This window comes from Embleya sp. NPDC056575 (genome assembly GCF_042793325.1).
Lineage (GTDB): Bacteria > Actinomycetota > Actinomycetes > Streptomycetales > Streptomycetaceae > Embleya.
Genome location: NZ_JBHTVA010000020.1, coordinates 156,667 through 157,719, shown reverse-complemented (window position 1 = coordinate 157,719; position 1,053 = coordinate 156,667).

Here is a 1,053-nt window from a genome sequence, read left to right as displayed (position 1 = left end):
GGGTCGGGTTCCGCCGGGCTTGCGTTCGCGGGTGGGTCGGGTTGTTTCGGCGCGCGTTGTGCTGTCGGTTGCGGGTGGCTGGTGCGGGGTTGGTCAGGGTCGGTGGTGGGCCGCTGTCGGCGTGCGGGCTTCTTCGGTGTGTGGGGTTTCGTCGGGGCGGGTGCCCGGGCCGGGGGAAAAGCGACCTGCGGCGGGTGGCCGGGGAGGGGGTCGGGTTGGGTTCCGCCGGGCTTGCGTTCCTGGGTGGTCGGGTTGTTTCGGCGCACGTTGCGCTGTCGGTTGCGGGTGGCCGGTGCGGGGCCGGTCCGAGTCGGTGATGGGCCGCCGCCGGCGTGAGGGGCTCCGAGACTGCCGATCTTCGGCGAGGCGGGTGTGTTGCCTGGCGAAAGACCGGCCGGCAGCGGTGGAGCGGGTGGGTGGTCGGGTCGCGCTCTCCGGGGCTTTCCCGGGTGGGTCGGGGTGTTTGGAGGGGAGTTGGGGCCGGAACCCGGATCGCGGTGGGTGGATGTGGGCTTCGGGCTTTGGTGACCTGCGGTTTTGCGGGGTCGGGGTGGAAAGTCGGGCGTCGAGTGCCGGTTTCATGCACTCCGGCCTCCTCGATGTTGGTGTGGAGACCGAAACAGCCCGGTCGGGGCGGCTTCGGGCGTTGCGACCTCGCGGAGGCTGTCGAGCCGACCGAAAGTGCCCAGTGGGAGCCGAAACCGGATCCCGAGGCACACGAAACGGCTTCCCTTCCTGCTGACCTGCGGTTTCTCTCGCACCGAGTCCACCGCTCCTCACACCGTCCGGTTTCGTGAACTCCCGCCCCCCACAAGCCCACCGCACCTCGAAACGGCCCGCCCAACCCACCCGGGAAGGTCCCCGGCAGACTCGACCCGACCACCTCCCTGCCCGCCGCTGCCGGCCGGTTTTCGCCAAGCAAGGAGCCCGTCTCGTTGGGAGCCCTCCGTCTTGGAGCCCCGCACGCCGGCGGCGGCCCATCACCGACTCGGACCGGCCGCGCACCGGCCACCCGCAACCCCAAGCGCAACGTGCGCCGCAGCAACCCGACCC